The organism is Streptomyces sp. NPDC040432, assembly GCF_055595445.1.
In genome coordinates, this window is sequence record NZ_JBVIVP010000019.1 from 46804 (window position 1) to 68264 (window position 21461).

General features: G+C 75.4%; 18 protein-coding genes and 1 riboswitch. Of the genes, 5 read left to right on the forward strand and 13 right to left on the reverse strand.

The features are described from left to right. Positions 1 to 17: 17 nt before the first annotated feature. On the reverse strand, positions 18 to 3635 hold the full coding sequence (cobN, locus tag ACZ58N_RS29600; RefSeq protein ID WP_471165896.1) for a cobaltochelatase subunit CobN: 3618 nt from the start codon (positions 3633 to 3635) through the stop codon (positions 18 to 20). A gap of 53 nt (positions 3636 to 3688) precedes the next feature. Next, positions 3689 to 3788, reverse strand: a riboswitch (cobalamin riboswitch). Positions 3789 to 4106: 318 nt separating this feature from the next. Here cobN and ACZ58N_RS29605 point away from each other — a divergent pair. Genes ACZ58N_RS29605 through ACZ58N_RS29615 form a run of 3 tightly spaced genes read left to right on the forward strand, consistent with a single transcriptional unit; the run spans position 4107 to position 7625 of the window. Beyond that, the gene (locus ACZ58N_RS29605; protein WP_471165899.1) at positions 4107 to 5468 is read left to right on the forward strand and encodes a cobalamin biosynthesis protein CobG; all 1362 of its coding nucleotides are present in this window, start codon (positions 4107 to 4109) and stop codon (positions 5466 to 5468) included. Positions 5469 to 5481: 13 nt separating this feature from the next. Next, positions 5482 to 6129 carry a precorrin-8X methylmutase gene (locus ACZ58N_RS29610; protein ID WP_362878441.1) on the forward strand — a complete coding sequence of 216 codons (648 nt, stop codon included), beginning with the start codon at positions 5482 to 5484 and terminating at the stop codon, positions 6127 to 6129. Continuing rightward, complete coding sequence (locus tag ACZ58N_RS29615) at positions 6126 to 7625, forward strand: precorrin-2 C(20)-methyltransferase (protein ID WP_471165901.1); 1500 nt, start codon at positions 6126 to 6128, stop codon at positions 7623 to 7625. The genes ACZ58N_RS29610 and ACZ58N_RS29615 overlap by 4 nt, the downstream gene beginning before the upstream one ends. Before the next feature lie 59 nt (positions 7626 to 7684). On the opposite strand, the gene ACZ58N_RS29620 is transcribed toward ACZ58N_RS29615, so the two are convergent. Genes ACZ58N_RS29620 through ACZ58N_RS29635 form a run of 4 tightly spaced genes read right to left on the reverse strand, consistent with a single transcriptional unit; the run spans position 7685 to position 11760 of the window. Continuing rightward, positions 7685 to 8491, reverse strand: a complete 807-nt coding sequence (locus ACZ58N_RS29620) for a cobalt-precorrin-6A reductase (RefSeq protein WP_471165904.1) — start codon at positions 8489 to 8491, stop codon at positions 7685 to 7687. After that, positions 8481 to 9230 (reverse strand): precorrin-4 C(11)-methyltransferase, encoded by a 750-nt coding sequence (cobM, locus tag ACZ58N_RS29625; RefSeq protein WP_471165907.1) that lies wholly within the window; start codon positions 9228 to 9230, stop codon positions 8481 to 8483. Before cobM ends, ACZ58N_RS29620 begins: the two co-directional genes overlap by 11 nt. Continuing rightward, the gene (gene cbiE, locus ACZ58N_RS29630; protein WP_471165910.1) at positions 9227 to 10546 is read right to left on the reverse strand and encodes a precorrin-6y C5,15-methyltransferase (decarboxylating) subunit CbiE; all 1320 of its coding nucleotides are present in this window, start codon (positions 10544 to 10546) and stop codon (positions 9227 to 9229) included. Before cbiE ends, cobM begins: the two co-directional genes overlap by 4 nt. After that, positions 10543 to 11760: an MFS transporter gene (locus tag ACZ58N_RS29635; RefSeq protein ID WP_471165912.1), complete on the reverse strand. Its 1218-nt coding sequence runs from the start codon at positions 11758 to 11760 to the stop codon at positions 10543 to 10545. The genes cbiE and ACZ58N_RS29635 overlap by 4 nt, the downstream gene beginning before the upstream one ends. A 245-nt stretch (positions 11761 to 12005) precedes the next feature. On the opposite strand from ACZ58N_RS29635, the gene ACZ58N_RS29640 reads away from it, so the two are divergent. Then, positions 12006 to 12974 (forward strand): transcriptional regulator, encoded by a 969-nt coding sequence (locus ACZ58N_RS29640; RefSeq protein WP_471165913.1) that lies wholly within the window; start codon positions 12006 to 12008, stop codon positions 12972 to 12974. Between the two features lie 119 nt (positions 12975 to 13093). After that, complete coding sequence (locus ACZ58N_RS29645; RefSeq protein ID WP_471165915.1) at positions 13094 to 13666, forward strand: hypothetical protein; 573 nt, start codon at positions 13094 to 13096, stop codon at positions 13664 to 13666. Here the strand turns inward: ACZ58N_RS29645 and ACZ58N_RS29650 are convergent. The 8 genes from ACZ58N_RS29650 to ACZ58N_RS29685 form a co-directional block, all read right to left on the reverse strand. Further along, on the reverse strand, positions 13606 to 14541 hold the full coding sequence (locus tag ACZ58N_RS29650; RefSeq protein WP_471165918.1) for a trypsin-like serine peptidase: 936 nt from the start codon (positions 14539 to 14541) through the stop codon (positions 13606 to 13608). The genes ACZ58N_RS29645 and ACZ58N_RS29650 overlap by 61 nt on opposite strands. A gap of 250 nt (positions 14542 to 14791) precedes the next feature. Next, complete coding sequence (locus tag ACZ58N_RS29655; protein WP_471165920.1) at positions 14792 to 15505, reverse strand: 4'-phosphopantetheinyl transferase family protein; 714 nt, start codon at positions 15503 to 15505, stop codon at positions 14792 to 14794. Between the two features lie 10 nt (positions 15506 to 15515). Further along, complete coding sequence (locus tag ACZ58N_RS29660; RefSeq protein ID WP_471165923.1) at positions 15516 to 16787, reverse strand: MFS transporter; 1272 nt, start codon at positions 16785 to 16787, stop codon at positions 15516 to 15518. A 176-nt stretch (positions 16788 to 16963) separates the two neighbouring features. Further along, complete coding sequence (locus tag ACZ58N_RS29665) at positions 16964 to 17269, reverse strand: hypothetical protein (protein WP_471165926.1); 306 nt, start codon at positions 17267 to 17269, stop codon at positions 16964 to 16966. Continuing rightward, the gene (locus ACZ58N_RS29670) at positions 17266 to 18558 is read right to left on the reverse strand and encodes a glutamate synthase-related protein (RefSeq protein WP_471165929.1); all 1293 of its coding nucleotides are present in this window, start codon (positions 18556 to 18558) and stop codon (positions 17266 to 17268) included. Before ACZ58N_RS29670 ends, ACZ58N_RS29665 begins: the two co-directional genes overlap by 4 nt. Further along, complete coding sequence (locus tag ACZ58N_RS29675) at positions 18555 to 19538, reverse strand: asparagine synthetase A (protein WP_471165931.1); 984 nt, start codon at positions 19536 to 19538, stop codon at positions 18555 to 18557. The genes ACZ58N_RS29670 and ACZ58N_RS29675 overlap by 4 nt, the downstream gene beginning before the upstream one ends. Before the next feature lie 96 nt (positions 19539 to 19634). After that, on the reverse strand, positions 19635 to 21002 hold the full coding sequence (locus ACZ58N_RS29680) for a methylaspartate mutase (RefSeq protein ID WP_471165933.1): 1368 nt from the start codon (positions 21000 to 21002) through the stop codon (positions 19635 to 19637). Then, entirely contained in the window at positions 20999 to 21427 is a 429-nt protein-coding gene (locus ACZ58N_RS29685; protein WP_471166045.1) for a cobalamin B12-binding domain-containing protein, read from the reverse strand. Before ACZ58N_RS29685 ends, ACZ58N_RS29680 begins: the two co-directional genes overlap by 4 nt. Positions 21428 to 21461: the final 34 nt, after the last annotated feature.

Here is a 21461-nt window from a genome sequence, read left to right on the forward strand (position 1 = left end):
CCGCCAGCGTGGCCGTGCTACTCCGCCTCGCCCTCCAGGTTGCCCTCCGTGTCCAGGTAGACCTGGCGCAGGGATTCCAGGATCTGCGGGTCCGGCTTCTCCCACATGCCGCGGGACTCCGCCTCCAGCAGGCGCTCGGCGATGCCGTGCAGGGCCCAGGGGTTGGCCTCCTCCAGGAAGGCGCGGTTCGTCGGGTCCAGGACGTACGTCTCCGTCAGCTTGTCGTACATCCAGTCGGCGACCACCCCGGTCGTGGCGTCGTAGCCGAAGAGGTAGTCGACCGTCGCCGCCAGCTCGAAGGCGCCCTTGTAGCCGTGGCGACGCATCGCCTCGATCCACTTGGGGTTGACGACGCGGGCGCGGAAGACGCGGGAGGTCTCCTCCACCAGGGTGCGGGTCTTGACCGTCTCCGGGCGGGTGGAGTCGCCGATGTACGCCTCGGGGGCCGTGCCGCGCAGGGCGCGGACCGTGGCCACCATGCCGCCGTGGTACTGGAAGTAGTCGTCGGAGTCCGCGATGTCGTGCTCGCGGGTGTCCGTGTTCTTCGCCGCGACGGTGATCCGCTTGTAGGCGGTCTCCATCTCGTCCCGGGCCGGGCGGCCTTCGAGGCCGCGGCCGTACGCGTATCCGCCCCACACCGTGTAGACCTCCGCGAGGTCGGCGTCCGTGCGCCAGTCACGGGAGTCGATCAACTGGAGGATGCCGGCGCCGTACGTACCCGGACGCGACCCGAAGATGCGGGTCGTCGCGCGCCGCTCGTCACCGTGCTCGGCCAGGTCGGCCTGGGTGTGGGCGCGCACGAAGTTCGACTCCGCGGGCTCGTCCAGGGACGCGGCCAACCGCACCGCGTCGTCGAGGAGACCGATCACGTGCGGGAACGCGTCGCGGAAGAAGCCCGAGATGCGCAACGTCACGTCGACGCGGGGGCGGCCCAGCTCGGCGAGCGGGATCGCCTCGATGCCGGTGACGCGGCGCGACGCCTCGTCCCACACCGGTCGGACGCCCAACAGCGACAGGGCCTCGGCGATGTCGTCGCCCGCCGTGCGCATCGCGCTGGTGCCCCACAGGGACAGACCGACCGAAGTCGGCCACTCGCCGTTGTCGGTGCGGTAGCGGGTCAGCAGCGACTCGGCGAGCGCCTGGCCCGTCTCCCACGCGAGGCGCGACGGGACGGCCTTCGGGTCGACGGAGTAGAAGTTGCGGCCGGTCGGCAGGACGTTGACCAGACCGCGCAGCGGGGAGCCCGACGGACCGGCCGGCACGAAGGAACCGTCCAGCGCCGACACCACGTGGGCGATCTCGTCGGTCGTGCCCGCCAGACGCGGTACGACCTCGCGCGCGGCGAACTCCAGCACGGCCGCGACGTCCGCGGAGTGGCCGTCGGCGACCCCGGCGACCGCGTCGACGGACCATTCCGCGTCCTCCATCGCCCGGACCAGCGCGCGGGCCTGCTCCTCGACGGCGTCGGCCGAGGTGCGCGTCGCCGCGGACTCGTCCAGACCGAGGGCCTCGCGCAGACCCGGCAGGGCGGTCGTACCGCCCCAGATCTGGCGGGCGCGCAGGATCGCGAGGACCAGGTTCACCCGCGCCTCACCGGTCGGCGCACCACCGAGCACGTGCAGCCCGTCACGGATCTGGGCGTCCTTGACCTCGCACAGCCAGCCGTCGACGTGCAGCAGGAAGTCGTCGAATCCGTCGTCGTCGGGACGCTCCTCCAGCCCCAGGTCGTGGTCCAGCTTCGCCGCCTGGATCAGGGTCCAGATCTGCGCCCGGATCGCCGGCAGCTTCGACGGGTCCATCGCCGAGATCTGCGCGTACTCGTCCAGGTGCTGCTCCAGCCTGGCGATGTCGCCGTACGACTCCGCGCGCGCCATCGGCGGCACCAGGTGATCGACCAGGGTGGCGTGCACGCGGCGCTTGGCCTGCGTGCCCTCGCCCGGGTCGTTGACCAGGAAGGGGTAGATCAGTGGCAGGTCACCGAGCGCGGCGTCCGGCGCGCAGGACGCGGACAGGCCCGCGTTCTTGCCCGGCAGCCACTCCAGGTTCCCGTGCTTGCCCAGGTGGATCATCGCGTCGGCGCCGAAACCGCCGTCCTGCTCACGGGCCTGGATCCAGCGGTACGCCGCCAGGTAGTGGTGCGACGGCGGCAGGTCCGGGTCGTGGTAGATCGCGATCGGGTTCTCGCCGAAGCCGCGCGGCGGCTGGATCAGGATCAGCAGGTTCCCGCGGCGCAGCGCCGCGAGGACGATGTCCCCCTCCGGGTTCGCCGAGTGGTCGACGAACATGGTGCCGGGGGCCTCGCCCCAGTGCTGCTCCACGCTCTCGCGCAGCTCGGCCGGCAGCTCCGCGAACCAGCGGCGGTAGTCGGCCGCCGGGATGCGGACCGGGTTGCGGGCCAGCTGCTCCTCGGTCAGCCAGTCCTGGTCGTGGCCGCCCGCCTCGATCAGCGCGCGGATCAGTTCGTCGCCGTCGCCGGAGACCAGACCCGGGATGCCGTCCGCCGGACCGAAGTCGTAGCCGCCGGCGATCAGGGTGCGCAGCAGCTCCACGGCGCTGGCCGGGGTGTCCAGGCCGACCGCGTTGCCGATCCGGGAGTGCTTGGTGGGGTACGCGGAGAGGACCAGGGCGACCTTCTTGTCGCGCCGGTCGATGTGCCGCAGCCGGGCGTGACGCACGGCGATCCCGGCGACGCGGGCGGCGCGCTCCGGGTCGGCGACGTAGGCGGGCAGGCCGTCCTCGTCGATCTCCTTGAAGGAGAACGGGACGGTGATCAGTCGGCCGTCGAACTCGGGGACGGCGACCTGCGTCGCGGCGTCCAGCGGGGACAACCCCTCGTCGTTCTCCTCCCAGGTGCCGCGCGACCCGGTCAGGCACAGGGCCTGGAGGATCGGCACGCCGAGCGAGGCGAGGGCGCCCGCGTCCCAGGACTCGTCGTCGCCGCCCGCGGAGGCGGTGGCGGGGCGGGTGCCGCCGGCCGCGAGGACCGTCGTGACGACCGCGTCCGCGGACTCCAGGGCGGTGATCAGCTCCGGCTCGGGGGTGCGCAGGGAGGACACGTACAGCGGCAGCACCTGCGCGTCGTGGGCCTCGACGGCCTCGCACAGGGCGTGCACGAAGGAGGTGTTGCCGCTCATCTGGTGGGCGCGGTAGTACAGCACGGCGACGACCGGGCCTGTGCTGCGGCCCGGGGTCCGCTCCAGGGGCCCCCAGGTCGGGGAGGCGGCGGGCGGCTCGAAGCCGTGACCCGTCAGCAGGACGGTGTCCGAGAGGAAGCGGGCGAGTCCGCCCAGGTTGGCCGGGCCGCCGTGGGCGAGGTAGCCGTGCGCCTCGGCGGCGATGCCGATGGGGACGGTGGACGCCTCCATCAGCTGCGCGTCCGGGGCCTGTTCGCCGGTGAGCACCACCACGGGGCGCGTCTGGTCGGGGGCCAGGAGCAGATCGAGGCCCTCCTGCCAGGCGCGGAGGCCGCCGAGGAGGCGTACGACGACCAGGTCGACGCCGTCGAGGAGCCCGGGGAGGTCGTCCAGGGGGAGGCGCGAGGGGTTCGCGAACCGGTACGGGACCGGGGCGTCCGCCGTGTTCGCCGCGCGGGCGCTCAGCAGATCGGTGTCGGACGTCGACAGCAACAGGATCATGCGGCGGCAGGCCTTCCTCGGGGTTTCCGCGCCCCGGGCAGTGAGGACGGCGGGAGTTCCTGACTCACCCCGCCGATCGCTCCGCGGGGTTCACAGTGGCGGGACCGCGCCGGATTCGCACCGGGCTTCCTCCCATGTCGCCGTCCTCGGCGATGACGGGCCGAACGGTCCGTCGGAGGGTCATCCTAGGCGGCCGGGTCCCTGGCCGGGAGGTTCGGGGTGGTCAGGGCCGGTGGGGGTGGTCCGGGGGTGCCGGTGCGGGTGTCGGGTGCGGGTGTGTTTGCGGGGCTCTGCCCCGCGCCCCGCGCCTCAAACGCCGGCGCGGCTGGATGGTGCCGGTGCCGGATCGGGCGGAGGCTGAGGGCCGGGGCGGTGCCGCCGGAGGGCCGGTGTCGGTGTCGGTGGAGGTCTTGGCTGGTCCGGGGGGTGGGGGTGGCGACGGACACAGATCGGGGCGGGGGAATCGTGGGTATGCTCGCGGCCATGCCCCAGCCCCCTTCCGCCGCATCGCGGGACGAACCCGTCGTGCGGGATCGTGGTGACGCCTGCCCCGGCGCGCTGCGCCTGCACGCGGCGGACGACGGGCTGCTGGCGCGGGTCCGGATCCCCGGCGGGTTGCTCACGGTGGAGCAGGCGTCCGCGCTCGGGCTCGCGGCGGACCGCTTCGGGGACGGTCACCTGGAACTCACCTCGCGCGGGAACGTTCAGCTCCGGGGCCTGACGCAGGAGTGCGACGCGGGGTTGGCGACGCTGCTGACGGCGGCGGGCCTGCTGCCCGCGCCCACCCACGAACGCGTGCGCAACATCGTGGCCACCCCGGTGTCCGGGCTCTTCGACGACGGCCGGCCCGACATCACGCCGTGGGTCGGGGAACTGGACCGGCTGCTGTGCGCGAGCAGCCGCGCGGCAGCCCTGTCGGGGCGGTTCCTGTTCGCCCTCGACGACGGCCGCGGCGACGTCGCCGCGCTCGACCCCGACGTGACCGCCCTGGCCCTGCCCGCGGGCCGGGCGCTGATCCGCCTCGGAGCCGGCGACGGGGCCCTCGAAGTGGCCGCCGCCGACGCCCCCCGAGCGGCTCTGCTGGCAGCCGAACACTTCCTGGACACGGCCGATTCCGCCGGCACCCGCGCCTGGCGCGTCGCCGAACTGCCCGCCCAACACGTGCCGGATCCAGCCGAGTTGGGGCGACGCCTGTCCGCCGCCGGGATCGACGCCACCCCCGTGCCCGACGTCCGTTGGCCGTACGCGCCGCCACCGCGGCCCTGGGGCACCGGCACCGGAGACCTGACCCCGCTGTGCGTGCTGCCGCCCCTGGGGCGGATGGACGTCGACCAGTGGAAGGTGCTCGTGCGGGTCGCCTCCCGGGGCGGGGGCGGTCTGCGGATCACCCCCTGGCGGACCGTCATCCTGCCGTCGGCGAGCACCCGTGGGCCCATCGACGGCGCCGACCGGATCGAGTCCGCCGGTCTGGTCCTCCGGCCGGACGACCCCTGGCAGTCCGTCACCGCCTGTACGGGGCGGCCCGGTTGTGCCAAATCCCTGGCCGACGTACGGGCCGACGCGCGCGCCGTCGTCGCCGGTTCGACCGGGGCGCTGCCCGTGCACTGGTCCGGCTGCGAGCGCCGGTGCGGGCATCCGCGCGGCACCGCCTGGGTGGACCTCGTCGCCACCACCGGGGACGGGTACGCCCTCTCCGTGCACGGGCGGGAACCCGTACCGGCCGACCGCGAAGGCCTGGCCGCCGCACTCAAGGCCGCGCGCGACAGCGGCGACGAAGAGAGCGGCGAAGCCGACGCCGGCACCACCAGCACGTCCACCTCACCGCCGCAGTGAAGACAGTGAAGAAATGAGCGAGTACACCGTGTTCGAGTACGAGAAGGACGGCGCGGCCATCTACCGCCAGTCCTTTGCCACGATCCGCGCCGAGGCGGACCTCTCCGGACTGCCCGCCTCCGTCGCCCAGGTCGCGGTGCGCATGATTCACGCCTGCGGCATGACCGACCTCCCGCAGGACCTCGGCTGGACCCCCGAGGTCGTCCTGCGGGCCCGGGCCGCCCTGGAGGCGGGCGCGCCGATCCTCTGCGACGTCCAGATGGTCGCCAGCGGCGTCACCCGCAAGCGGCTGCCCGCCGACAACGAGGTGATCTGCACCCTCTCCGACCCGGCCGTACCGGAACTCGCCGCGAGGATGGGTACGACGCGCAGCGCCGCCGCCCTCGAAGTGTGGCGCGACCGGGGCCTGTTGGAAGGTTCCGTGATCGCCGTCGGCAACGCGCCGACCGCCCTGTTCCGGCTGCTGGAGATGATCGAGGAGGGCGCGCCGCGGCCCGCCGCCGTCATCGGAGTGCCCGTCGGCTTCATCGGCGCCGCCGAGTCCAAGGACGCCCTCGCCGCGCACCCCTCGGGCCTCGACCACCTGATCGTGCGGGGTCGACGCGGTGGCAGCGCCATCGCCGCCGCCGCCGTCAACGCCATCGCGAGCGTGGCCGAATGAGCACCGCACCGGCCAAGGGACGCCTCTACGGCGTCGGGCTCGGCCCCGGAGACCCGTCCCTGATGACGCTCCGCGCCGTCGAGGTGATCGCCCGAGCCGACGTGGTCGCCTACCACAGCGCCCGCCACGGCCGTTCCATCGCCCGCTCGATCGCCGCGAAGCACCTGCGCGACGACCACGTCGAGGAGCCGCTGGTCTACCCGGTCACCACCGAGACCACCGACCACCCCGGCGGCTACCAGGGCGCGATGGAGGAGTTCTACGAGGCCTCCGCCGCCCGCCTCGCCGCCCACCTGGACGCCGGCCGCACCGTCGCGGTGCTCGCGGAGGGCGACCCGCTCTTCTACGGCTCCTACATGCACATGCACAAGCGCCTCGCCGACCGGTACGAGGCCGAGGTGATCCCCGGGGTCACCTCGGTGAGCGCCGCCGCCGCCCGTCTCGGTACCCCCCTCGTCGAGGGCGAGGAGGTGCTGACGATCCTGCCCGGCACCCTGTCGGAGGACGAGCTGACGGCCCGGCTCGCCGCCACCGACTCGGCGGTCGTGATGAAGCTCGGCCGTACCTTCCCCGCCGTCCGGCGGGCCATGGAGAACAGCGGTCGGCTCGCCGAGGCCCGCTACGTGGAGCGCGCCACGATGGAGGGCGAGCGCACCGGGCTCCTGGCGGACACCGACCCGGAGTCGGTGCCGTACTTCGCCGTCGCCGTCGTGCCCAGTCGGATCGGCAACCCGGGCAGCGTGCCCTCCGGGCCGGGCGAGGTCGCCGTCGTCGGCACCGGTCCGGCCGGGCCGCTGTGGATCACCGCCGAGACCCGGCGCGCGCTGGCCGACGCCGAGGTGCTCGTCGGGTACACGACCTACCTCGACCGGGTTCCCGCCAGGCCGGGCCAGGTCCGGCACGGCTCCGACAACAAGGTGGAGTCCGAGCGGGCCGAGTTCGCCCTCGACCTCGCGCGGCGCGGCAAGCGGGTGGCCGTGGTCTCCGGCGGTGACCCCGGGGTCTTCGCCATGGCCACCGCCGTCCTGGAGGTGGCCGCGCAGCCCGAGTACGCGGACGTGCCCGTACGGGTCCTGCCCGGGGTGACCGCGGCCAACGCGGCGGCCGCCGCCGCCGGGGCCCCCCTCGGCCACGACTACGCGACGGTCTCGCTGTCCGACCGGCTCAAGCCCTGGGAGGTCATCGCCGGGCGGCTGCGCGCCGCGGCCGCCGCCGACCTGGTGCTCGCCCTGTACAACCCGGGCTCCCGCAGCCGCACGTGGCAGGTGGCGCAGGCCCGGGAGCTGCTGCTGGAACTGAGGCCGCCGCAGACCCCGGTGGTCGTCGCGCGGGACGTGGGCGGGCCGGAGCAGTCGGTGCGGATCGTCACGCTGGCCGCACTGGAACCGGCCGAGGTGGACATGCGCACCATCCTGCTTATCGGTTCCTCGCAGACCCGGGTCACCGAGCGGCCCGACGGGTCGAGGATCACCTGGACGCCGCGCCGCTACCCCTGAGCCGGCCCGACGGCCGACCCCTCCGCGCAACGCGGTGGGGGCGGCGCGCCCCGCCGGGGTCAGGCGCCGCCGGCGTCGGGGGTGGCCAGCCACCGCAGCGCCGCCCCGACCGATCCGACCTCGGTGACCCCCTCGGGCACCGGGGGGCGGCCCACGACGAGGACCGGGATCCCGGCCTCGCGGGCAGCCGTCAGCTTCGGGGCGGTCGCCGCTCCGCCGCTGTCCTTCGTCACGAGCACGTCGATCCGGTGCCGGGCCAGCAGCTCCCGCTCCTCGTCGAGGCCGAACGGGCCCCGTGCCAGCAGCACTTCGAGGTGTGGCGGCACCGCTCCGGCCGGTGGGTCCACCGAACGCACCAGGAACCACGTGTCGGTGAGGTCGGCGAAGGCGTGCAGTCCCGTCCGGCCGGTCGTCAGGAAGGCCCGGCGGCCCAGCGACGGCAGGGCGGCGGCGGCCCCGGCGAGGGAGTCCGTGAAGCTCCAGTCGTCGCCGGGTCCCGGGGCCCAGCCCGGGCGGCGCAGCGCGAGCAGCGGCACGCCCGAAAGGGCCGCCGCCGCGGCCGCGTTGAAGCTCATCCGCTCCGCGAACGGGTGCGTGGCGTCGATCAGGTGCGTCACCCCGTGGGCGGCGATCCATTCCGCCAGACCGGTGGGCCCGCCGAAACCGCCGATCCGGATTCCGCCCGGCGGTAGCACGGGTGCGGCGACGCGGCCCGCCAGCGAGGTCGTCACCCGGTACGGGGACTGCCCCGCCAGGGCCTCCGCGAGGCGGCGGGCCTCCGTGGTCCCGCCCAGCAGCAGGACGTGCCCGAGCGGTGCCCCGGCGGGGGCCGGCCCACCCGGGACGGGACCCGGTTCAGCAGGCATGCCGGTCGCGCTCGGCGGAGTACAGGTGGCTGTCGCGGAACTGCTCGGCGCCCAGCGTGCGACCCACCAGGATCACCGCGGTGCGCACCAGGCCCGCCTCCTTCACCTGGCCGGCGATGTCGGCGAGGGTTCCGCGCAGGACCAGCTCGTCGGGTCGGCTGGCCATGGCGACCACGGCCGCCGGACAGTCCGCCCCGTAGTGCGGCAGCAGTTCCTCGACGACGCGGTCCGCGTACCGGGTGGCCAGGTGCAGCACCAGCAGGGCGCCGCTGCGGCCGAGCGTGGCCAGGTCCTCGCCGGGCGGCATCGGAGTGGCCTGCTGGGCGATCCGGGTCAGGATCACGGTCTGGCCGACGGTGGGCACCGTCAGCTCCCGCTTCAGGGCCGCCGCCGCGGCGGCGAAGGCCGGCACGCCGGGCACCACCTCGTAGGGGATGCCCACCGCGTCGAGGCGCCGCATCTGCTCGGCGACCGCGCTGAACACGGACGGGTCGCCCGAGTGCAGCCGGGCCACGTCGTGGCCCGCGTCGTGGGCCCGTACGAACTCGGCGACGATCTCGTCCAGGTTCAGCCGCGAGGTGTCGACGAGCCGGGCGCCCGCCGGGCATTCGGCGAGCAGCTCGCGCGGTACGAGACTGCCCGCGTAGAGGCACACGGGCGCGGCGGCCAGCCGCCGGGCACCGCGCACGGTGATCAGGTCGGCGGCGCCGGGGCCCGCCCCGATGAAGTACACGGTCATGTCCGGTCCGCCTCTGCCTCGTTGGCGCTGTTCGCGCCGTTCGCCTCGTGTGCCGTGCCGGCCGCGTCCGCCGCCCTCGCGGGGGGCTTCGTCACCGACCACTGGGTGACCGCCATCGCCTGCCGCCAGCCGGTGAAACCACCGACCGGCACGGCGTGCGCGACGGCCAGTTTCACCAGGTCACCGCCGTGCCGACGGTAGCGGTCGGTGAGGACCGCCTCCGATTCGAGGGTGACCGTGTTGACGACGAGCCGGCCGCCGGGGGACAGTGCTTCCCACGCCGCGTCGAGCAGGCCGGGAGCGGTCAGCCCGCCGCCGATGAACACCGCGTCGGGTGCGGGCAGCCCGTCGAGGGCCCCGGGCGCGGCGCCCGTGACCACGCGCAGCCCCGGAACCCCGAGGGCGTCCGCGTTGCGGGTGATGCGGGCGGCCCGCTCCGGTACGCGCTCCACCGTCACCGCCCGGCAGGACGGGTGCGTACGCATCCACTCGATGCCGATCGAACCGGAGCCGCCGCCGATGTCCCACAGCAGCTCGCCGGGGGCGGGCGCCAGCGCGCACAGGGTCGCGGCGCGCACGTGCCGCTTGGTGAGCTGGCCGTCGTGCTCGTACGCGACGTCCGGCAGGCCCGGCGTCGCGCCCAGGCGCGGGGTCGGGTGCGCGGGGTCGCGGCGGCAGTCCACGGCGACCACGTTGAGGGCGTCGCCGGGCGGGTGGTCCCACTGCTCCGCCGTCCCGTCGAGGAGGTCCTCCCGTTCGGAACCGAGCTGTTCCAGCACCCGCATCCGGCTCGGGCCGAAGCCCCGTTCCCGCAGCAGCGCGGCGATCTCGCCGGGGGAGGCGGCGCCCGCGCTCAGCACCAGTACCCGACGGCCCTCGAAGAGGGCGGCCGTGAGCCGGGCCACGGGACGGCCGACGACGGTGACCACCTCGGTGTCCTCCACGGGCCAGCCCAGGCGGGCGCACGCGTACGACACGGAGGAGGGGTGGGGGTGGACCAGCAACCGCTCCGGGCCCAGTTCCTCACCGAGGGCCCGGCCGATCCCGTAGAACATGGGGTCCCCGCTGGCCAGTACGGCGATCCGGCGGCCCGCGTGCTCGGCGGTCAGCTTCGGCACGGCCGGCCGCAGCGGGCTCGGCCAGGCGACGCGCAGGCCGGGGCAGGCGTCGGCGGGCAGCAGCGCCAGTTGGCGGGGGCCGCCGATCAGCACCTCCGCCGAGGACAGCGCGGACCGCGCGGCGGCGGTGAGCCCGGCCCAGCCGTCGGCGCCGAGGCCGACGACCGTCACCGGGGCGGGGGGTGCTGGGGAGCTCACTGCGCGGTACCTCGGGCAACGGGAGAAGGGGCGTGCGGGGGACGGACCCGCAGCTTACTGGGGTGCAGCCCCGGTTCCAGTGACAGGGTGACCGCCACCGAGGCGGCGGCCAGCGCGGTGATCGCGACGGCCGGCGAGGTGAACTGGGCGACGGCTCCGGCGAGCGCCGCGCAGACGCCCTGCATCGTCAGCATTCCGGCCGAGTGGAGTCCGAGGGCCTGGCCCCGGGTGCCCTCGGGGAGCAGGGGGAGGAGGCGCTCCTGCATCAGCAGACCGGCCGCGTAGCCGACGGAGGCGACGGTGACGGTCACGGCCGCGACGACGGGGCCGGGCTCCAGCAGGAACACCGGATAGGGGACGGCGAGGAGCAGCCGGAGCGGGGCCGCGAGCCGGATCCGCAGGCGGGCGGGCAGCCACCGCCCGGCGACGGTGTCCCCGGCGAGCATGCCGACGGCGGCGCAGGCGAACAGCAGGCCGGCGTGCGCGGGGTCGTACGGGACGAACAGGGACTCGCAACCGACGATGAGCCCGTTGGGTACCCACAGGGCGAGGTAGAGATGGCGTCGTGCCGGGTCGGAGAGGAGTAGGACGTTGATCCGCCAGGTCTCGCCGGCGGAGGGACGCCCGCCGGCGCGGGCGGGGCGGCGGCTCAGGCCCAGCCGGACGGTGAGGGCGGCGGCCAGGCCCAGCCCGGCGGCCACCAGGAGGGCGCCGCGCGGGGACAGGACGGCGAGCAGCAGCCCGCCGAGGGCGAAACCGGCGATCTGCGTCACGCCCGCGCAGACGGCGAGCAGGGACCGGCCCGTCAGGTAGTCCCCGGCGGGGAGGATCTCGGTGAGCAGTCCGTACCGGACCCCGCCCGCGAGGGAGTCGGCGAGGCCCTGCCCGAGGAGTACGGCGGACACGGCCCACCAGGGCAGACCGGGCACGGCGAGCACGGCGGCGCCGGCCGCGGCGAGGGCCGCCAGGGAGCAGAGGGCGGCCCGCGGGGGCAACCGGTCGGCGGCGGAGAGCAGGAGGGTCGCACCGAGCACCTGGGCGAGGGAGGGGCCGAACATCGCGAGGGCCGCCAGGAGCGGGCTGCGGGTGCGGTCGTGGACGAGGACGCCGAGGGCGAGCCCGCCGACGGTGGCCGCGCCGACGCGCAGCGCGGCGGCGGCGAAGAACGGGGTGAACTCGGGGACCCGGGCGAGCGAGCGGTAGGAGCGGGGCATGCGGGGAGTCTCGGGGCGGGTGGGGGAGCCGCCCCAATGTTTCGCGTGGGGGCGAAACCTGCGCGGGGGCGAAACCCGGGGCGGGCCGGGCGGGGGCCGGGTAACCGGTGGCGCGGGCCCGTGGGCGTTGGGTGGCGCGGGGCGGGTCGCGGGGGTCCGGTCGCTCCGGTGGGGCGGGCGCGGCGCACAGGGCGGGGGAGACTGGGCGGGCCGGGTGGTGGACGGGGGAGCGGGAGGCGGGGCGCATGGGCTGGTGGCGGATCGACACGGACGCGTTGGCGCGGAGCCGGTTCGTGGTGTCGGCGCTCGCGGAGACCACGGCCTCGTTGATGGCCCTGCACCGGCGGACCGCGACGCATCCCGCGGATCGGGTCCGGCTGGAGGACCGGCTCCCGCACTACCGGGCCCACCTGGCGGCCGAACCCCTGACGGCGGATCTGGCCCGGGCGGCCTTCGGCCGGCTGTGGATCGCGGGGTACCTCACCCCGCCGCCCGACGGGCGCCCGTTCGAGGAGGAGCTGGCCTCCGTGCGGGCCACGCCGGACGCGGTGGTGCGCACGGACCTGCGCGCCGCCTCCGGACTCCCCGACTCCCTCGCCCGCGCCCGGGGGCTGGGCCCGAGGACGGCGGAGCTGCTGGAGTGGGTGTGGGAGGAGACCGTGCGCCCGGACTGGGAGCGTCGCCGCCGGGTGGCGGAGGCCGACGTCCTGGTCCGTACCCGGCACCTGGGCCGGGGTGGCCTGGCCGAGGCGCTGGCCGGGATGCGGCCGGACATGGCCTGGCTCGGCGAGGGGCGGCTGCGCATCAACCTCCAGCAGCGGCGGCCGCGCGAACTGTCGGGCGATGCCGGGCTGGTCTTCGTCCCGGTGACCCCGGGGCACGGGTGGGTCAGCTGGACCGGGACGCGTCGGCACGCGCTGGTCTACCCGTGCGCGGGGCAACTCACCCAGGGCGCCGCGCGGCCGGCCCCGCAGGCCCTGGTCAGGTTGCTGGGACCGGTACGGGCGAAGGTGCTGGTGCTGTTGGAGAGCCCGAAGTCCACGACGCAGCTGGTGGCGTTGACCGGGTACAGCCTCGGGGCGGTCGCCGGACAGCTGAAGGTCCTGGTCGCCGCGGGGTTGGTGCTGCGCCGGCGTACGGGCCGCACGGTGCTGTACAGCCGGGTCGCGGCGGGCGACGTCCTCGTCGCGGCGGCGACCCCGGACGGCTCCTGACCCCGAGCCGGCCGGGCGGGGCGGCGGCCCGTGAGCGCCCCCTGGCGCCCCCCGGACGCCTCCGGGCGCCCCGGGCCGGGGCCTGACCGGGGCGCCCGACCCGCCCGACAATCGGGAGCATGGACGACACTCCGGACAACCACCCAGAAGCCCGGGACGACCACGCGGTGGTCCTCGGGGCCGGTCTCGCCGGGCTGTTGGCGGCGCGGGTGCTCGCGGGGCGGTTCGCCCGCGTCACCGTGGTGGAGCGGGACGAACTGCCCACGGAGGGGCCGACGTTCCGTCCGGGAGTGCCGCAGTCCCGACACGCGCACGTGCTGTGGTCGCGGGGCGTGGAGGTGATGGAGCGACTGCTGCCGGGAATCACCGCCGCGTTGCGGGAGGGCGGATCCGCCCTGCTGGAATCGCCGCGCGACTTCCTGTGGCTGAGCCCGGCCGACTGGTTCCGCTCCGTGCCGGGCGCCCCCGTGCTCGTCGGCAGCCGCGAGCTGATCGACTGGACGCCCTGCTCGGCCCGACGACGATGCTGCGGGTACTGTCCAAGTGGCGCCTGCCGACGACTCCGACCACACCCGCCTACCCGCCCCACCACCCGCCACCACCGGGCCCTTGGGCCGGCCCCGCGGGCCGATCAGCCGGCCGGGGCCGTGGTCGTGCGCTCGTACAGGGCGCGGGCGTCCGCACCGAGGTAACTGCTGTACGAGGTCGTCTCGTCCCCGCCCCCGTCACGGCCGCCGATCACCCCGATCAGGATCCGGTCCCCGGTCAGGACGGGGCCGCCGCTCGTACCGTTGGGTACGTCCGCGCAGTCCAGCCTCAGCTGCGTCCGCCCGGCGGCGACGGCCGTGTTCGCGCAGCCCAGCGGCTCCTCGCCGTCGTTCGGGTAGCCCACCAACCTGGCCGGCGCGGGCAGTTCGGGTGCGAAGCCGGGTGACAGCGCCCCGGTGACCTCCTCCAGCCGTGCCCCGGGCGCCCCGGCGCGACGCACCCGCAGGAAGGCCACGTCGTGGTCCGGATCGGCCGAGCGGATCCAGCGGGGGTCGACGTCGACGCGGGTGGGCACCCAGACGCCGTACGGGGCGGCCCCGTCCCGGTATCCGGGGACGAAGACGAGGTTGGTGCGGAAGCCGCCCTGGTACACGCAGTGCGCGGCGGTGACGACGAGATCGCCGCCCGGGGAGTGGAGCACGCTGCCGGAGCAGTGGTGATCGCCGTCCAGGTCAGTGCCGGGGGAGAACAGGGCCCCGATCGCGGGATCGGTGGGCACGGGCCGGGCTTCCAGGGGATCGGAGGGCCGCCGGCCGGCGGCCGGGTCCTGTCCGGTCGCGGCGAGCGGGCGGGCGTCCGCCGCCGAGCCCTCGCGCAGGGCCGCCCGTACGGCCGCGCCGGCCCGGTCCGCGAGCCCCGGATCCTGCACGAGGCTTCCGCGTGCGGCGTCGCCCCCCGTGACGGGCCCGAACAGCGCGAACAGTTCCTCCCGGTGGGCGAAGCCGGCCGCCACCAGGGCGCAGCAGGCGAGGACCGGCAGGAGGAGCCGTACCGTCCGCCCCGTCGTCCTGTCCGGCATCAGGTGCTCCCGCTCTCGTCGATGGTCCGCCGCCCTGTTCGACGGGTGCGGGGCCGGCAGGGGTTCCCGCACCGGAAGGTGTTCGCCCGCACAGTCGGGAGCGGCCGGCCGGCCGGCACGCCACCGCCGTCCCGGCGGACGGTACCCGCTGCCCACCCGCCCCCGCCACGACCCTGCCACGCGGGCGGGGCCGATCGGTGAACTCCCGTCCGCACGCGACGTCCGGCACGTTCGCCGGGCAGGGGTCCGGTCACCGGCGCAGGGCCACCGCCGCGCGGTGTCCCGCCGGGACCCGCACGTCCGTCAGTGACCATCCCGGCGGCTGGGCCGGGTCGTGGCCCGAACCCACGTAGTCCGCCGCCGGGTTCTCCGACAGGCCCACGCCCAACCCCTTGAGGTACGCCTCCTTGCGGGTCCATACCCGGGTGAAGGCCACCGGCCGTTCCTCGGCCGGCAGGGCGGCGAGCTCGGCCGCCTCCTTCGGGTGCAGGACGTCGGCGGTGTCCGCGATCAGACCCGGGGCGACGAGTTCCTCCACGTCCACGCCGACCGGCGCGTCCGCGAAGGCCAGCAGGCTGAGCCCGGTGCAGTGCGACAGCGAGAAGTGCAGGGCCCCGCCGGGCAGCACGGGCCTGCCGTGCGGCTCGTCGCAGTGCGAGCAGGGTGCCCGCTCGACGGTCACCTCGCGCGGGGGCAGGCCCAGGTAGGCGCCGAGCAGCCGGCGCAGGGCGACGTGCGCGCAGACGTAGCCGTCCCGGTCGGCGGCCCGCGCGAACTCGGCGGCCCGCGCGAGTTCCTGGGCGTCCAGGGTGCCCGGCGCGTGTCGGGCGGCGTGCGCCCGGTAGGCGCTGGTGTCCACGAGCCACAGCTGCGGACTCGCGGGCACCACCACCGCCCGGGCCGGACCGGGGTCGGTCAGTCGGCGCGGAACCAGCAGCCGGCCGTCGGCGGGCGCGGTGACCATGGCCTCCCCCTCACACCGAGGCCGCGACGGGCGCCGGCGCCGCGGCCGGTTCCTCGACGTGCACGGGGTGGCGCAGCGCCAGGACGGCGGCGACCGGCGACACGAAGGCGATCGCACCGCACACCAGCCAGGTCGTCTGGACGCCGATGACCAACGACAGCGAGCTGAAGACGGCGATGGAGATCGGGGCGGTGCCGATCCCGGCGAGGGACAGCGTGGACATCGCGGCACCCATCCGGTCCTCCGGCGCGGACTGCTGGTAGAGGGTGACGATGGCCGGCCCGTTCAGCCCCGAGAGCAGGCCGACCCCGGCCGCCACGGCCGTCAGCGACAGCACCGAGGGCATCAGGGCCATGACGAGGATCCCGGCGGCCAGCCCGACGCCGGTCACCACGAGACGTACGAACATGGGGATGCGGTGCGCGAGGGCCGCGCCGACCGCGCTGGAGCCCAGCGCGCCCACGCTGAAGGCCGCGAGGACGATGCCGACCGCGCTCACGCCCCAGCCGCGCTCGGAGACCAGCAGCGGCAGGGCCACCTCGGCGGGCCAGCTGAACGCCAGGTCCAGGCAGAGGGCGGCGACGAACATCCAGCGCAGCCGCGGGTGCCGGGCCAGCAACCGGAATCCGTCCCCGGACCGCTTGACCAGGGAGACCCCGGGTTCCGGCTTCGGGCGGACGAACCCGTGGGTGACGTGCAGCAGGCAGCCGAGCCAGACGGCGCCGGTGACCGCGCCGACCAGCATCGCCACCCACAGTTCCCCGACGGTGATCAGGAACGCGCCGGCGGGGGCGCCGAGGATGGGTGCCACGCGCAGCACCATCGCGTAGAGGGAGTTGGCGCGGGCCAGTTGGTCGCCCCGGGCGAACATGGGCAGCAGGACCCCCGAGGCCGGGCCGGCCAGCCCCAGCAGGATCCCCTCGATCAGGGCGATCACCACCAGGGGCCACAGGTCGTGGGTGGTGGCCGTCACGACCGCGCCGACGGCGAGCAGCGCCACCCTGGCCACGGTGGTGCGCAGCAGGACGAAGCGGGGGCCGAGGGTGTCGGCGACCGCCCCGCCGAAGATCAGCATGAGGGCGCGGGGCACGGTGGCGGCGAGCATGAGCAGTGTCACGGCGCGGGTGCCGCCGAGCTCGACCGCCGTCCAGTTCATGGCGATCAGCAGGGCGAAGCTGCCGAGTTGGACGGCGGCCTGGCCACCGACGAGGGAACTGACGCGGCCCCACTGCACCCGCTCGTGGTCGGGGGGCCGGACGGGCTGCGGTACGGGGGTGTCCATGGGTGAACCTTCTCTGCGAGGGCGTACGGGGGAGGTGGGATCGGAGGCGTGCGGATCGTGCCGTGACGGGCGGGCGGGCGGGGGCGGCGGGGTCGGGACCCCGCGTCGGTCCTCGTGCGGGTCGGGGCCCCGGCCGCGGCGGGCCGCCGGGGCGGGTCCGGGCGTGGGGCGCGCGGTCAGGGTCGGGGGCGGGCCGCCAGTGCGCGGGCCACGGCCCGGCGGCCGGCCCGGACCAGGTCGGCGGCCCGGGGCGCGGGGCCGCGGGTGCGCAGCTCCAGGTGCCCGCCGAGGTGGCCGAGCCCGGCCTCGGTCAGGGCCCGGCGGGCGGCGGTGCCCGCCACCCGTCCGGCGGGCCCGGGGCGCACGGTGACCCCGGGGAGCTCACCGAACCGGAAGCGGGCCCGTACGGGTCCGTCCGGTCGGCCGGGCGCGACGGCCCGGCCCGTGACGCCGGCCGGGCCCCGGGGCGGACGGCGGTTCACACCGGCCCGCCGACGGGCAGCGGGGTCGCCGGCGCGGGGTCGAGGGGCGACCACAGGTCCTCGGGGGTCAGGTCGCCCGGCCGGTACTGACCGACGGCGCTGATCAGCAGCCCGGCTTCCAGGGCGAGGGCTTCCACGAGCCGGACCAGGCCCTCGCGGGGGTCCTCGTCCACCGCGAGCAGGGCGGCCCGGCCGAGCCCCACCGCCGTCGCTCCCAGCGCGAGGGCCCGCACGGCGCGACCGCCCTCCCAGATTCGGCCCGACGCCAACAGGTGGGCACCCGCGGGGCGTTCGATCCTGCGCAGGCACTCGCCGAGGGGCAGGCCGGCCCGGTCCAGGAACACCCGGGGCGCCCAGCCGGTGCCGCCCTCGGCACCGTCGACGGTGACCGCGTCGGCGCCCGCCGCCCAGGCCGTCGCGGCGGCCCGGGCGATGTCGCGGCCCGGGTGGAACTTCACCCAGGTCCGGGCCAGCGGGAAGTTGTTCCGCATGAAGCGCAGTTGCTGGCGCAGGATCTCCTCGGTGAAGGTCCCCGGGGTCGCCGACCGCAGCCGGCGCCCGGCGGGCTCCCCGAGCAGGTCCCGTACGGCGAACCGCCCGGCGAGCCGCTCGGCCTCGGCGGCGTCGACCACCGTCATCCCGCCGAGTCCGGGCTTCGCGCCCTGGCCGGTCTTCAACTCGAAGCCGAGCCGACCGGAGTCCCGCAGGGGGCGGGAGCCCGGATCGCTGTAGAGCAGGTTCCACACCTCGGAGTCGGCGTCCTCGGTGGACTGCTGCACCACCACCCCGCCGACCCCGTCCGCGAGGTGTTCCGCGTACGCCTCGACCCGCTCCAGCAGCGCCGACCGGCTGCCGTAGCCGTGCACCGGCACCATGTTCTCGCCGATCACCATCGGGATGCCGAGTCGTGCGGCCTGCCGGGCCGCGGCGACCCCGAGGTCCCCGCTGCCGGCCCGGGTGGAGCCGAACGCCGACAGGTAGAGCGGCAGCGGGGAGGCGAAGCCGCCCACCGGGGTGCGCAGGTCGACGTCCTCGTACGACGGTTCGCGGCCCAGGTCGATCAGCTTCTCCAGCCGCCTGGGCATGAACACCGGTGGGGCGATGCGCAGCGAGTCCAGCCAGTCGCCGCCCGGCCCGCCGGACCCGTCCCGGCCGTCGGCTTCGGGTGCGGCACCGAACAGGCGCGTCCCGTAGCCGTCGGCGGCGGGGAACACCTCGGCCGTCCCCGCACGGGCCCGGGCCCGAACGGCCTCCGACGGGAACCCGGCCGCTTCCAGGGCGCCGCTCACGGGGCGATCACCCCCGGCAGCTTCGGGTAGGCGCTGACCTGCCACAGGGCGTCCAGGCCCGTCAGGAACCGGACGAGGCGTTGCAGGCCCATCCCGAAGCCGGCGCTCGCCTCGATGCCCTCGCGGGCCAGGTCCAGGTACCAGGCGTACTTGGCCGGGTTCTCGCCGCTCTCCCGCATCCGGGTCACGATCGTGGCGTAGTCGTTCTCCCGCTCGCTGCCGCTGACCAGTTCCCCGAAACCGCCGTGCGCGATCAGGTCGAAGTTCCGCAGGACGCCCGGGTGCTCGCGGTCCTCGCGGTCGTAGAACCCGCGCGAGCCCTTCGGGTAGTCGTTGACGAAGAACGGCCGGTCGGCCTCCAGGGAGAGGACCCGTTCCCCCTCCCAGTCGATCTCCGCGTCCGGGCTCTGGGCGTGGCCCCGGGCCAGCAGCCGCGCCACGGCCTCCGCGTGCGTCAGGGAGTCGAACTTCCCCTGCCGTAGTTCCGCGAACTCCAGCTCGTCACGCCCGAGTCCACGCAGCACCTGCGGGAGGGTCGCCCACACGTGACGCACCACGTGGGTCAGCAGCCCGGCCGCGAGCTCCTGGACGTCGCGCCGGGTACCGCCCGCCAGTTCCACGTCGATCTGGTGGAACTCCACCAGGTGCCGGCCCGTCGACGCGGTCTCCGGCGGCTCCACACGGACGTTCGGGGCGATGTAGAACAGCCGGGGGAAGCCCCTGAGCGAGGCCTGCTTGTAGAGGATCGCGCTCGTCATCAACTTGTACGGCTGCCCGTAGTAGTCCACGTCGATGGCCTTGGCGCCGCGTCCGCCCGGATCGGTCACCGGGCCGATCAGCGGCGGCAACAGTTCCACGAAGTCCTCGCCGCGAAGGAACTCGCGTGCGGCGTGGAGGGCTTCCTGCTGCACCAGCATCGCGGAGCGCAGTTCCGGTGAGCTCAGGTGCTCACCGAGCGGGGGAGGGGTGCGAAGCTCCATGTCGACTCCTGTCGGTCTTCGGGTGGTCGGTCGGTGGGTGGGGCGCGGGATGGTCGGGTGGGGCGGGTCCTGCGTGCCCGCCCGGTCGGGGCGCGTTCACTCCCGGTCGTCCGGCGCGTCGTAGCGCAGGGCCACCCCGTGCAGGGCCGTCAGCAGTCCGTCCGAGGTCATGGCCGGGGCGCGGGCGCCCGTGCGGGGCGCCGCGCGGGCCGCCGCCGGCATCGAGCCCGTCTCGGACCAGCGCAGCCGGCCGTCCGCGTCGACGAAACTGCGCGAGCGGCCCGCGTTGTCCGGGTGCAGGCAGTACGGGACGTCCAGCACGCCCCGCGCGAACGCGGTCCGCAGGGCCCGTCCGAGGTCCTCGTCGAGCTCCAGCACCGCCTCCACGAAGGCCCGGGCCTCCCGGTACACCTCGCTGTCGACACCGGCGTCGTCGGCGTCGCCGCCCCCCGGGGCGGCCGGCGCACCGCCCGGGGAGGCGGGGCGTTCCTGCAGCGCCGCCGTCGCCGCGGCCGTCTCCAACGCCCGTACGTTCTCCAGCACCGTCGGGATCCGGTGGGCCTCGGCGGCCGTCTTCACGATCAGCCGCTGCGCCCCGGACCGCACGGCGAGCCGCGCCGAGGCCTCCAGCAGCCTGGTGGCTCCTCCGGCGGTCCGCGGGAAGACCCCCATGTACGTGTAGAGCACCACGTGCCGGTCCACCCCGGCGGGCAGGAACTCCCCGGCGAGGCGACGCAGCGCCCGGACGGCCTCCGCGTCCTGCGCGGGGTCGGTCTGTTGGGCGTAGCTGAGGGAGACGCTGCGGATGCCGTGACGGACGAAGAACATCCCCTCCAGCAGGCTCAGCGCCACCAGCAGTCCCGGCGGGCAGAGCTGCCCGAGCATGCAACCGCCGAAGCTCTCCAGGTGCGGTACTCGGGGAGCGGGCACCAGCGCGGCGAGGAGCTCGCAGCAACGGGCCCAGTTCTCCACCGACTCGGCGAGCGGGGTCCGGCCGTAGGGCAGGCAGTACGAGACCGGTCCCCCTTCGGTGGCGTCGAGGCCGGCGGCGGCCAGCGCCCGCACGATGGCCTCGGGCCGGGAGGAGCCGTGCCGGACCTGGACGGGAAAGCCCGGGCCGGCCAGCCCGTCCAGCAGGGACCGGGTCAGTTCGACCGGGTGGGTGGTGATCGGGTAGCCGTTGAGGGCGGTGCCCTCGGCCACGGCGGCCCGGGCCGCGGCGACGTCCCCGACCCGCGTGTAACTGTCGATGGTCAGGGTCCCGACGGTCGTGGCGACGGCACCCTTCGTGCGTTCCAACCCGGCCCGCATCCGGCGCGGGTCGCCGAACCCCATGCGGGGCTGCACGACGAGCTGTCCGGCGGCGGCGGCGCGGGCCACGAAGCCCCCGAAGGAGGCGTCGGGTTCCGGGGCGCCCGGCTCCCGCTGCGCCCCGGGGGCCAGCAGGGCGGCGCCGCCGGTCATGCCACGGCCCGCGGGACGGACCGGCCGACGGCGAGCGTGGTGAGGTAGTCCCGCAGCGCGGCCACGTTCCCGTCGTCGAAGACGGCGTCACAACCGGCGTCGAGGAGGCGACCGCGCTGCTCGGGGTCCGCGACCCCGGCGACGCCCAGTTTGCCGCCGATGACGACCGGCAGGGTCAGGCCGGCCCGCCGCACGGCCCGTACGGCGCCCAACCCGTCGCGGTAGCCGTGACCGTTGACGCTGCTGATCACCAGCAGGTCCGGCCGGGCCGGCCCGTCGGTGGCACAGGCTCCGGTCAGCAGGTCGTCCGGTACGCAGGGGCCGAGGTTGTGGACCCGGTACCCGAGTTCCTCCAGGAACAGCTGGAGGTAGACCAGGTTCCACGTGTGGGAATCCGATGCCGTGCCGCTCAGCAGGATGTCCATATTCCGTCGTCGCATACCGAGAATATAGAAAGCG